The sequence below is a fragment of the Bacillus sp. N12A5 genome (assembly GCF_026790125.1).
Lineage (GTDB): Bacteria > Bacillota > Bacilli > Bacillales > Bacillaceae > Bacillus.
Genome location: NZ_JALAMR010000008.1, coordinates 234052 through 246443 on the forward strand (window position 1 = coordinate 234052; position 12392 = coordinate 246443).

The following is a 12392-nucleotide window of genomic DNA, read 5'->3' on the forward strand; positions in this document are numbered from 1 at the left end:
GATAGTAGATGGAAAAGCTTGCAAAAATACTGCTCGCCACGGCGGGAATTTTTATGTTAATTGGTCTTATTTATCTGTTCGTATGATGAGAAAAAGAAAGATTTTCTTTCTTTTTCTTTTTTTTGCCGTCCATCTGCTATAATGATAGGGTGGAACTCTAAATCCGAAAGGGGAGGTTTTATGCAGTCTCAAAAGCCGTGGCTTGCCGAGTATCCCGACGATATCCCGCATGAGCTTCCATTGCCGAACCAAACCCTGCAATCCATCCTGACAGACTCCGCCGCACGATTCCCTGACAAAACTGCCATATCTTTCTTTGGAAAAAAAATCACCTTTCATGACATTCTGACGGATGCTCTTAAACTCGCAGCTTTTTTGCAGTGCAATGGCCTGCAAAAAGGAGACAGAGTGGCTGTCATGCTGCCCAATTGCCCGCAAGCTGTGATTTCTTATTACGGCGTCTTATTTGCCGGCGGCATCGTGGTGCAGACAAATCCGCTCTATACCGAGCGTGAGCTTGAATACCAGCTGAGAGATGCGGAGGCAAGCGTGATCATCACCCTAGATTTGCTTTTCCCGAAGGCAATAAAAATGAAAACGCTGTCAATAGTCGATCAGATTTTGATCACAAGCATAAAAGACTATTTGCCTTTTCCAAAGAATATTCTATACCCGCTGACGCAAAAACAGAAAGTGCACGTCGATTTTGACAAAAAAGCTAACATTCACACGTTCGCCTCCAGCATGAAGCGGGAGAAAACTGAACTTTTAACAATCCCGAAGATCGATCCTGAACATGATATCGCTGTTCTCCAATATACCGGAGGGACTACAGGAGCTCCAAAAGGGGTTATGCTCACGCACCGGAATATTTTAGCCAATACCGAAATGTGCGCCGCTTGGATGTACGACGTGAAGGAAGGTGCTGAAAAAGTGCTTGGCATCGTACCGTTTTTTCACGTTTACGGGCTGACCGCGGTGATGAATTATTCGATTAAGCAAGGCTTCGAAATGATTCTTCTGCCTAAATTTGATCCGCTTGAAACGCTCAAAATTATCGACAAACAAAAACCGACGCTCTTTCCAGGTGCGCCGACGATTTACATCGGCCTTTTGCATCACCCTGATTTGAAGCAATATGATCTGTCATCCATTAAAAGCTGTCTCAGCGGATCAGCCGCGCTCCCTGTTGAGGTAAAGCAGAAATTTGAAAAGGTGACTGGCGGAAAGCTTGTGGAAGGCTATGGTTTGTCTGAGGCATCCCCAGTGACGCACGCCAATTTTATCTGGGGGAAAAACAAGCCAGGCAGTATCGGCTGTCCTTGGCCGAGTACTGACGCAGCGATTTATTCTGATGAAACAGGTGAGTTTGCCGCTCCTTATGAGCATGGAGAAATCATCGTCAAAGGTCCGCAAGTTATGAAAGGATATTGGAACAAACCGGAGGAAACCGCAGCTGTACTGAGAGACGGCTGGCTGTTCACCGGTGACATGGGCTATATGGATGAAGAGGGCTTTTTCTATATTGCTGACAGGAAGAAGGACATCATTATCGCAGGAGGCTATAATATTTATCCGCGTGAAGTCGAAGAAGTGCTTTATGAGCATGAAGCCATCCAGGAAATTGTCGTTGCAGGTGTCCCTGATTCCTACAGGGGAGAAACAGTTAAAGCATTTGTCGTGTTAAAGAAAGGTGAAAAAGCCAATGCGGAAGAACTGGACGCTTTTGCCAGATCCCGGCTGGCTCCCTATAAAGTGCCGAAAGCCTACGAGTTCAGAAAAGAGCTGCCGAAAACGGCGGTCGGAAAAATTTTAAGACGGCGTTTACTAGAAGAAGAAATTGAAAATCAGCACATCAAATAACATAAGAAAAAGAGAACACCTTTGAATAAACTTGACAAAGCCAAAAATCCTTTTTATCATGAAATTATGAATGAATAGTCATTCATTTCTATAGGAAGGAACGATGAACATTGAAGCAAAAACGGCCAAAGTATATGCAGATTATTGATGCAGCAGTAGAAGTCATTGCGGAAAACGGCTACCATCAGTCACAGGTATCCAAAATTGCCAAACAAGCCGGAGTAGCGGATGGCACCATCTATCTCTATTTCAAAAACAAAGAAGACATTTTAATTTCTCTTTTCAAAGAAAAAATGGGCCAATTTATTGAGCGGATGGAAGAGGACATAAAAGAAAAGACAACAGCGAAAGAGAAGCTGGCGCTTGTGATTTCAAAGCATTTTTCCCTTTTGGCGGGTGACCATAATCTCGCGATTGTCACTCAGCTGGAGCTCCGCCAGTCCAACTTGGAGCTGCGCCAGAAAATCAATGAAATATTAAAAGGCTACTTAAATATTTTGGATGGCATTTTAACGGAAGGCATACAAACAGGCGAATTAAAAAAAGGCCTCGATGTCCGCCTCGCCCGGCAGATGATTTTTGGAACGATTGACGAAACCGTGACGACTTGGGTGATGAATGACCAAAAATACGATCTCGCCTCCTTGTCAGACAGCGTATTAGAATTGTTGGTATCCGGAATTCACAATAAGTAAAGGAGTTCTGTCCTATGAATGCAATATCACTGGCAGTTGATCAATTTGTGGCAGTTTTAACGATTCACAATCCGCCGGCAAATGCGCTTTCCAGCCGGATATTAGAAGAGCTGTCCTCCTGTCTTGATCAATGTGAGACAGATGCAGGTGTACGAAGCATTATCATTCACGGCGAGGGAAGATTTTTCTCAGCCGGTGCTGATATTAAGGAATTTACATCGCTTAAAGGCAATGAGGATTCCTCCCAACTCGCTGAGCGCGGCCAGCAGCTGATGGAAAGAATTGAAGGCTTCCCGAAACCGATTATCGCAGCGATTCACGGCGCTGCTCTCGGAGGCGGGCTGGAGCTTGCGATGGCTTGTCATATCAGAATCGCGGCAGAAGATGCCAAGCTGGGGCTCCCGGAACTTAACCTCGGTATCATTCCGGGTTTTGCGGGAACACAGCGTCTTCCAAGGTATATCGGTACAGCCAAAGCACTTGAGCTCATCGGATCAGGAGAACCGATATCCGGAAAAGAAGCGCTTGACCTCGGACTTGTGTCAATTGGAGCAAAAGATGAAGCAGAAGTGCTTGAGAAAGCCAAAGCGCTTGCCGCTAAGTTTGCAGAAAAAAGCCCGCAAACGCTGGCATCTCTGCTTGAGCTTCTTTATTCAAACAAGGTGTATTCCTATGAAGGCAGTTTAAAGCTTGAAGCAAAGCGGTTTGGAGAAGCATTTGAGTCAGAGGACGCCAAAGAAGGCATCCAGGCATTTCTCGAAAAAAGAAAGCCTCAGTTCAAAGGCGAATAAAAGGGGATATGATCATGAATCTATTTGTACTGATGAAGCGGACGTTTGACACAGAAGAAAAAATCGTCATTGAAGCAGGAAAGATTCAGGATGACGGAGCGGAATGGATCATTAATCCATACGACGAGTATGCAATAGAGGAAGCCATCCAGCTGAAGGAAAAGCACGGCGGCACGATTACTGCCATCACTGTCGGCGGTGAAGAAGCGGAGAAGGAATTGCGTACAGCGCTTGCCATGGGGTGTGACCAAGCCGTTTTAATCAACATAGAAGATGATCTCGAAGAACCCGACCAATATTCGATTTCTCAAGTTTTATACCACTATATGAAGGACCAGGAGTTTGATTTGATTCTTGGCGGAAATGTTGCCATCGACGGAGGATCAGGACAAGTGGCGCCCCGGCTTGCCGAGCTTCTGGACATTCCATGCGTCACAACAATCACCAAACTGGAAATCAACGGCACTGATGCAGAAGCAGAAAGGGATGTCGAAGGGGATGTTGAAAAAATCAAAACGACACTCCCATTGCTGGTGACAGCTCAGCAGGGCTTAAACGAACCACGCTATCCATCACTTCCGGGAATTATGAAGGCCAAGAAAAAACCGCTTGAAGAGCTGGAGCTTGATGATTTAGATCTGGACGAAGAGGATGCCGAACCGAAGCTGAAAACCATTGAACGTTTTCTGCCGCCGAAAAAAGAAGCCGGGAAGCTTCTCCAAGGTGAGCCTGCCGAACAGGCAAAAGAGCTCGTCTCATTGCTCCGCAGCGAAGCGAAAGTCATTTAAAGCTTGGACATTCAAAGAAACAGGGGGATGTTAGAATGGGAAAAAAAGTGATTGTACTCGGGGAAATTCGCGACGGAGAATTGCGGAATGTCACCTTTGAAGCAATAGCTGCAGGAAGAACCATTTCAGGTGATGGAGAAGTCATCGGAGTTCTGGTCGGCGAAAACGTACAAAGCCTCGCAGAAGAGCTTATCCATTACGGAGCCGATAGAGTTCTTACCGCCGAAGATCCGAAGCTGAAAGCATATACGGCAGACGGATACAGCCAGGTCATGAGGGCCATTATTGACAAAGAAAAGCCTGATTCTGTCATATGCGGGCACACGGCAATGGGCAAGGACCTTTCACCGAAGCTTGCCGCCCGGCTGCAAACAGGCTTAATTTCTGATGCTACAGATGTAAGCGTTACCGGAGAAAACATCATATTCACGAGGCCGATTTATTCGGGGAAAGCATTTGAACGCGTCATTTCAACCGATCCGCTGCTTTTTGCAACGATTCGCCCCAATAACATTCAAGCTTCAGAAAAAGACATCAGCAGGTCGGGGAGCATCGAAAGCATTGATGTTTCTCTTACTGACCTCCGCACTGTTATCCAAGAGGTCGTGAAAAAAACAGCTGACGGCGTTGATCTCTCCGAAGCAAAAATTATCGTTGCGGGCGGCCGCGGAGTCAAAAGCAAGGAAGGATTTCAGCCGCTGCAGGAGCTTGCTGAGGTGCTGGGAGCAGCAGTGGGAGCCTCTCGCGGAGCGTGTGACGCAGATTATTGTGATTACGCTCTTCAAATCGGGCAGACCGGGAAGGTCGTCACCCCTGATTTGTACATCGCCTGCGGCATTTCCGGCGCCATCCAGCATTTGGCCGGCATGTCAAACAGCAAGGTAATTGTCGCCATTAATAAAGATCCCGAAGCAGATATTTTTAAAATAGCGGATTACGGGATTGTAGGCGATTTATTTGAAGTCGTTCCGTTATTAACTGAGGAATTTAAACAATTAAAGATACACTCGTAAAGAAAACCCCGGACTGCTGAAGTTCGGGGTTTTATTTTTTTCAAAAAATACATACGTACAAATAAAAAGTTTAGGAAAAATGTCGTTGACATGTACGAACATATATAATATGGTTACTTTAAAAGCGCTTACATTCATGCTGACTCCTCAGGCAAAAGACAGATCACATATTTGACTGTGGTGCTTTTCATATTCGTATGAAAGGAATGATCAGGCATGTCTGAACATCAAGCAGTGATCCAAACAGATATCGTAAAAGGAACCATTAACAAAAATATATACGGTCATTTTGCAGAGCATTTAGGAAGAGGGATTTATGAAGGGATTTGGGTCGGGAAGGACTCAAACATTCCCAATATAAACGGAATACGAAAGGATGTGCTGGAAGCGCTCAAACAGCTGCACATTCCTGTCCTCAGATGGCCGGGCGGGTGTTTTGCGGACGAATACCACTGGGCAAACGGTGTCGGTGACCGTAAGACGATGCTTAATACGCACTGGGGCGGAACGATTGAATCAAATGAATTCGGAACGCATGAATTCATGATGCTTTGCGAGCTGCTGGAATGTGAGCCTTATATTTGCGGCAATGTCGGAAGCGGAACCGTTCAGGAAATGGCGGAATGGATCGAGTATATGACGTTTGAAGCCGGCACGCCGATGTCAGACTGGAGAAAACAAAATGGAAGAGAAGAGCCTTGGAAGCTGAAATATTTCGGCGTGGGCAATGAGAACTGGGGCTGCGGCGGCAACATGCACCCTGAATACTACGCAGATCTGTACCGGCGTTTTCAAACCTATGTCCGCAATTACAGCGGCAATGAATTATATAAAATTGCCGGCGGTGCAAATGTAGATGACTTTAATTGGACCGACGTGCTCATGAAAAAAGCCGCTGGCCTGATGGACGGATTGAGCCTCCATTATTACACGATTCCGGGTGATTTCTGGAAGGGTAAAGGGTCAGCAACAGAATTCACAGAGGATGAATGGTTTATCACGATGAAAAAAGCCAAATACATCGATGAATTGATTCAAAAGCATGGGACGATTATGGACCGGTATGATCCGGAGCAGCGGGTCGGGCTGATTATTGATGAATGGGGCACGTGGTTTGATCCTGAGCCAGGCACGAACCCTGGTTTCCTTTATCAGCAAAATACCATTCGCGATGCACTGGTTGCGGCATCTCATTTCCACATTTTCCATCAGCATTGCCGCCGGGTGCAAATGACCAACATCGCCCAAACAGTAAACGTTCTTCAAGCGATGATTTTGACTGAGGGAGAGCAAATGCTTTTGACACCGACGTACCATGTATTTGATATGTTCAAGGTGCACCAGGACGCTTCTCTCTTAGACACAGAGACAATGTCTGCCGATTATGAATGGAAGGGCGAAACGCTGCCGCAAATCAGCATTTCAGCATCGAAGCAAGCCCAAGGCGATATCCATATCACGATCTGCAACATCGATCACCAAAACAAAGCAGAGGCTGAGATTGAGCTGAGAGGCTTTCACAAGACAGCGGACCATTCCGGAGTCATTCTCACGGCAGAAAAAATGAATGCGCATAATACGTTTGACGATCCTCATCACGTCAAACCGGAATCTTTCAGCCGCTATACGCTCAACAAAAACAAATTGAAAGTAAAACTGCCGCCAATGTCAGTCGTCCTACTCACACTGCATGCTGATTCTTAAACTTTGCGAGAGCGCCGCTTCATGCCGGCGCTCTTTTTCAGGTTTTAAAACAGCTTCGGCAGGGCATGGTAAAGTACATGACAGTGAAGAGGAGATGTGACCCTATGCTTCGTACCATTTTAATGATTATTGGGGCTATTGTAGTGATCGGAGCCATTATAAGATTTGTGTTTTAATGAAAGCTGACATATCCCATTCAATCCAGATAAAAATGAGTAAACCGGTTGTGATCAGGAAAAAATAATTTGTAAGCATTAAAATAGCGTGAACGAATGGGAGATGCTATACTAAAAATCATCATTTCACAATTGGAGGAATTCAATAATGGCTATCGTAAAAGCAACTGATCAATCTTTCTCAGCTGAAACAAGCGAAGGCGTCGTACTGGCAGACTTCTGGGCTCCTTGGTGCGGACCTTGTAAAATGATTGCACCTGTTCTTGAAGAACTTGATCAAGAAATGGGAGACAAACTGAAAATCGTAAAAATCGACGTGGATGAGAACCAAGAAACTGCCGGAAAATACGGCGTTATGAGCATCCCGACACTTCTCGTGTTAAAAGACGGCGAAGTAGTTGAAACTTCAGTCGGCTTCAAACCGAAAGAAGCGCTTCAAGAGCTTGTAAACAAACATCTTTAATTTTCGGCTGCTTACATGCCAGAGCGATTCCGATGGAGGGATCGCTTTTTTTATTCGCCAATCGTGAATCATAGAGAAAAACAAACGTTCGTGTTAAACTGGAAATAAAGGATTAAACATAAGGAAGGGTAACATATGAACAAACAACTGAAAGAAAAACTCGCCCTCCTTCCCGATCAGCCCGGGTGTTATCTCATGAAGGACCGGCAGCAGACTGTGATCTACGTAGGAAAAGCAAAGGTGCTGAAAAACAGAGTGCGCTCCTACTTCACCGGTTCTCACGATGCGAAAACACAAAGGCTTGTGACGGAAATCGAGGATTTTGAATATATCGTGACGTCCTCCAATCTTGAAGCGCTTATTTTAGAAATGAATCTCATCAAAAAGCATGATCCGAAATACAACGTCATGCTCAAAGACGACAAAACCTATCCTTTCATAAAACTCACCCATGAACGCCACCCAAGGCTGATTGTCACCCGCAATGTCAAAAAAGACAAAGGGCGCTATTTCGGGCCGTACCCGAATGTACAGGCAGCAAGGGAAACAAAAAAACTGCTCGACCGGCTGTATCCACTCAGAAAATGCTCCAAGCTGCCGGACAGAGTGTGCCTTTACTATCACCTGGGCCAATGTCTCGCTCCGTGCGTAAAGGACATTTCCGAAGAGACGAACAGAGAGCTGGTTGAGAGCATTACCCGTTTCTTAAAGGGCGGCTATAATGAGGTCAAAAAAGAACTTGAAGAGAAAATGCGTGAAGCTGCCGAGAATCTTGAGTTTGAACGGGCAAAAGAGTTTCGTGACCAAATCGCCCATATTGAGTCAACGATGGAAAAACAAAAAATGACGATGAACGATCTAGTCGACCGTGACGTATTTGCCTACGCATATGATAAAGGCTGGATGTGCGTACAGGTCTTTTTCATCCGCCAAGGGAAGCTCATTGAACGCGATGTCAGCATGTTTCCGCTCTATCAGGAAGCAGATGAAGAGTTTCTTACATTCATCGGGCAATTCTATTCAAAAAACAACCACTTCCTTCCGAAAGAAATTTTGGTGCCGGACAGCGTAGATCAATCCATGATTGAGCAGCTGCTGGAAACAAACGTCCACCAACCTAAGAAAGGCCCGAAGAAAGAACTGCTCATGCTGGCCCATAAAAATGCGAAAATAGCGCTGAAAGAAAAATTCTCCTTAATCGAACGGGATGAGGAACGTTCCATCGGTGCTGTGCAAAAACTGGGAGATGCATTAAATATTTATACGCCTTACAGAATTGAAGCGTTTGATAACTCAAACATACAGGGGACAAATCCGGTTTCCGCGATGATCGTGTTTATCGACGGCAAACCGAACAAAAAGGAATACCGCAAATATAAAATCAAAACCGTTACAGGGCCGGATGATTACGGTTCGATGAGAGAGGTTGTCAGAAGACGCTATACGAGAGTGCTTCGTGAAAACCTGCCGCTGCCTGATCTGATCATCATCGACGGAGGAAAAGGGCAGATCAATGCTGCAAGGGATGTCATTGAAAATGAACTCGGCTTAGATATCCCGATCGCCGGTTTAGCGAAAGACGAAAAGCACAGAACCTCAAATTTACTGATCGGGGATCCGTTGGAGGCGGTGTATCTGGAGCGAAACAGCCAGGAATTTTACCTCCTGCAGCGGATTCAGGACGAGGTGCACCGTTTTGCGATCAGCTTTCACAGGCAAATCCGCGGAAAAAGCGCGTTTCAATCCGTATTGGACGACATCCCGGGTATCGGGGAGAAAAGAAAGAAAATGCTGTTAAAGCATTTCGGTTCCGTAAAAAAAATGAAGGAAGCAAGCCTTGAGGACATCAAAAAAGCGGGCGTTCCCTCAGCGGCGGCTCAACTTCTTTACGAAAAATTGCAAAAATAATGTTGTCCTTTTAAAAAAGATCTGATAAAATGTGAACTAATTTCAAAGTTAGATCGTGTTATATGGTGAAGATAGAGGTGCGAACTTCAAGAGTAAGCCTTTGGAGAAAGATGGATTCTGTGAAAAAGGCTGAAAGGGGAGCGTCGCCGAAGCAAATAAAACCCCATCGGTATTATTTGCTGGCCGTGCATTGAATAAATGTAAGGCTGTCAAGAAATCATTTTCTTGGAGGGCTATCTCGTTGTTCATAATCATTCATGATGATTAATTGATTAGCAATGAGAGCAATTCCTCTCATTGCTTTTTTTATTGTGGACAAAGCGCTCTTTCTCCTCACCCGCACGAACCAAAATGTAAAGGGTGGTAATACATGGGTCTTATCGTACAAAAATTCGGAGGGACTTCCGTCGGCTCAGTCGAAAAAATTCAAAATGCGGCAAACCGCGCGATTGCTGAAAAACAGAAAGGCCATCAAGTCGTTGTTGTCGTTTCGGCTATGGGAAAATCCACTGACGAATTGGTCAGCCTTGCAAAAGCAATTTCTGACCAGCCGAGCAAACGTGAAATGGATATGCTGCTGGCTACAGGCGAGCAGGTTACCATTTCCCTGCTTTCAATGGCACTGCAGGAAAAAGGCTATGACGCTGTGTCCTATACTGGCTGGCAGGCGGGAATCCGCACGGAAGCCGTTCACGGGAACGCCAGAATTACAGATATCGACACTTCGGTTTTAGCAGATCAGCTTGAGCAAGGAAAGGTTGTTATTGTCGCAGGATTCCAAGGCATGACGGAGGATTGTGAAATCACGACATTGGGCCGGGGCGGTTCAGATACAACAGCAGTTGCTTTGGCTGCCGCATTAAAAGCGGATAAATGTGACATTTACACAGACGTGCCCGGAGTGTTTACAACCGATCCGCGCTATGTGAAATCAGCGAGAAAGCTTGCCGGCATTTCATACGATGAAATGCTCGAGCTAGCCAATTTAGGCGCCGGCGTTCTTCATCCGAGAGCCGTTGAATTCGCAAAAAATTACCAAGTGCCTTTAGAAGTGCGTTCAAGCACAGAAACAGAAGCGGGAACATTAATTGAGGAGGAATCATCCATGGAGCAAAATTTAATTGTCAGAGGCATTGCGTTCGAAGATCAAATCACACGGGTAACCATTTACGGGCTGACTGGCGGCCTGACAACTTTGTCTACTATTTTTACAACGCTTGCCAAAAGAAACATTAACGTGGATATCATTATCCAAACGCAGGCCGGAGACAATCAGACCGGAATTTCCTTCTCTGTCAAAACAGAAGACGCAGACCAAACCGTTGCGGTGCTTGAAGAATATAAAGACGCGCTTGAATACGAAAAAATTGAGACAGAAAGCAAATTGGCTAAAGTCTCCATTGTCGGATCCGGGATGGTCTCAAACCCTGGTGTAGCGGCTGAAATGTTTGCTGTACTGGCGGAAAAAAACATTTTAATCAAAATGGTCAGCACATCTGAAATCAAAGTGTCAACAGTGGTAAGCGAAAATGACATGGTGAAAGCAGTCGAAGCGCTCCACGATGCATTTGAGCTTTCAAAACACCCTTCAGCTGTGTAATGGCAATCAAAAAGGCGGGACTATGCAGTCACCGCCTTTTTGATTACACTGGGTCTTTCATATCCCATTTCACAGTCAGAACCACTTTATCGGCTCTCTTTTTCACTTGTTCATATGATTCGGCAATCTGATCATTCATTAATTGAATTTGTTCAGCGATAAAACCGGCTTCCAGCTGAAAGCAAGGTTCTTTCTGATGTTTAAGCCGGTTGGAAATGATCGGCCCCTCAAGTTCAAATTCAAGCTCCTGTTTTTTAGCGCTTACGTTGGTGAGAGTTCCCCAGCCTGCTTCTTCAAAGAAGGCCGGAAATTCCTCCCATGATTCAAGAGGAAACTTACGGGCGAGATGTTTTCCTGCCCAGTACATCATGGAAGAGTAATCTTGGCCAAGCATATCTGGGAGAACGATCTCTCGTATTAGTTCGTAGGCATAGGCGTTCATTTCAATTTCTTTTAGGTGATCAATAGATGCTTCATATTTAGACTTCATATCTGTCTCCCCTCTCTCCTTCGTATATTATAGCCCAAACAGGGGGGAGGATTACAGAATGATCCTGTAATTCTAATGAAAAATTAAGCAGAAATATATATTGATAAAATAAAATTTTTAAATCAACTAATCAATTCGGAAAATTATAATTTATGTACGCGTTTTCTTGACGCCCTTTTGAGGGAGGAGTAAAATGAAATTGTCAATAAATCTTAATAAAGTGCTTACAATTGAAAGAAGTGGGGGAAGAGATTTAGCACATTTTGCACTTATCAAACAGGGGGTAAAGTAATGTCTGGGAACAGAGAGTTTTATTTTCGAAGATTGCATTCCTTGCTTGGCGTTATACCGGTCGGCATCTTTCTCATTCAGCATTTAGTCGTCAACCAGTTTGCCGCAAGGGGCGCTGAAGCATTCAATAATGCTGCTCATTTTATGGATAGTCTGCCTTTCAGGTATGCTTTGGAAATTTTTATTATCTTCTTACCATTAATTTATCATGCAGTTTATGGTGTGTACATAGCGTTTACTGCAAAAAATAACGCAGGCCAATACAGCTATATGAGAAACTGGCTCTTCGTCCTGCAGCGTGTAACCGGTATCATCACCCTCATTTTTGTAAGCTGGCACGTGTGGGAGACCCGCATTGCCGCACAAATGGGCGCTGAAGTCAATTTCGATATGATGGCGAGTATTTTAAGCTCTCCGGCTATGCTTGGCTTTTACATTGTCGGTGTTTTATCAACAATTTTCCACTTCTCGAACGGTTTATGGTCTTTCGCTGTTACATGGGGCATCACGGTAACGCCTCGTTCTCAAAGAATTTCGACATACGTTACGCTGATTATCTTTGTTGCACTGTCATACGTAGGCTTAAAAGCGATTTTTGCATTTGTATAAG

The 12392-nt window shown here is 44.9% G+C and carries 11 protein-coding genes and 1 riboswitch; of the genes, 10 read left to right on the forward strand and 1 reads right to left on the reverse strand.

The genetic code is table 11. The features are described 5' to 3' along the window. The first annotated feature begins 180 nt into the window (after window positions 1-180). The 9 genes from lcfA to MOC09_RS10580 all read left to right on the forward strand — a co-directional run bounded on the left by lcfA (window position 181) and on the right by MOC09_RS10580 (window position 11001). Entirely contained in the window at window positions 181-1863 is a 1683-nt protein-coding gene (lcfA, locus tag MOC09_RS10540) for a long-chain-fatty-acid--CoA ligase LcfA (protein ID WP_268370476.1), read from the forward strand. 110 nt (window positions 1864-1973) lie between these two features. Next, on the forward strand, window positions 1974-2558 hold the full coding sequence (fadR, locus tag MOC09_RS10545) for a fatty acid metabolism transcriptional regulator FadR (protein WP_268359090.1): 585 nt from the start codon (window positions 1974-1976) through the stop codon (window positions 2556-2558). 14 nt (window positions 2559-2572) lie between these two features. Next, window positions 2573-3349: an enoyl-CoA hydratase gene (locus tag MOC09_RS10550; RefSeq protein ID WP_268359093.1), complete on the forward strand. Its 777-nt coding sequence runs from the start codon at window positions 2573-2575 to the stop codon at window positions 3347-3349. Window positions 3350-3363: 14 nt separating this feature from the next. Next, window positions 3364-4137 carry an electron transfer flavoprotein subunit beta gene (etfB, locus tag MOC09_RS10555; RefSeq protein WP_268359095.1) on the forward strand — a complete coding sequence of 258 codons (774 nt, stop codon included), beginning with the start codon at window positions 3364-3366 and terminating at the stop codon, window positions 4135-4137. Between the two features lie 35 nt (window positions 4138-4172). Next, entirely contained in the window at window positions 4173-5150 is a 978-nt protein-coding gene (gene etfA, locus MOC09_RS10560; RefSeq protein WP_268359098.1) for an electron transfer flavoprotein subunit alpha, read from the forward strand. Window positions 5151-5366: 216 nt separating this feature from the next. Then, the gene (gene abfB / locus MOC09_RS10565; RefSeq protein ID WP_268359099.1) at window positions 5367-6854 is read left to right on the forward strand and encodes an alpha-L-arabinofuranosidase AbfB; all 1488 of its coding nucleotides are present in this window, start codon (window positions 5367-5369) and stop codon (window positions 6852-6854) included. A 324-nt stretch (window positions 6855-7178) separates the two neighbouring features. Next, window positions 7179-7493: a thioredoxin gene (trxA, locus tag MOC09_RS10570; protein WP_003222500.1), complete on the forward strand. Its 315-nt coding sequence runs from the start codon at window positions 7179-7181 to the stop codon at window positions 7491-7493. Between the two features lie 135 nt (window positions 7494-7628). After that, complete coding sequence (gene uvrC / locus MOC09_RS10575) at window positions 7629-9401, forward strand: excinuclease ABC subunit UvrC (protein ID WP_268359100.1); 1773 nt, start codon at window positions 7629-7631, stop codon at window positions 9399-9401. A gap of 64 nt (window positions 9402-9465) precedes the next feature. Then, window positions 9466-9645, forward strand: a riboswitch (Lysine riboswitch). A gap of 126 nt (window positions 9646-9771) precedes the next feature. After that, a complete protein-coding gene (locus MOC09_RS10580) occupies window positions 9772-11001 on the forward strand; it encodes an aspartate kinase (protein ID WP_268359101.1) in 1230 nt (409 codons plus the stop codon). A 43-nt stretch (window positions 11002-11044) separates the two neighbouring features. Here MOC09_RS10580 and MOC09_RS10585 read toward each other — a convergent pair whose 3' ends face one another. Then, a complete protein-coding gene (locus MOC09_RS10585) occupies window positions 11045-11491 on the reverse strand; it encodes a YslB family protein (protein WP_268359102.1) in 447 nt (148 codons plus the stop codon). 291 nt (window positions 11492-11782) lie between these two features. On the opposite strand from MOC09_RS10585, the gene sdhC reads away from it, so the two are divergent. Next, window positions 11783-12391, forward strand: a complete 609-nt coding sequence (gene sdhC / locus MOC09_RS10590) for a succinate dehydrogenase cytochrome B558 (protein WP_268370478.1) — start codon at window positions 11783-11785, stop codon at window positions 12389-12391. Window position 12392 lies beyond the last annotated feature (1 nt).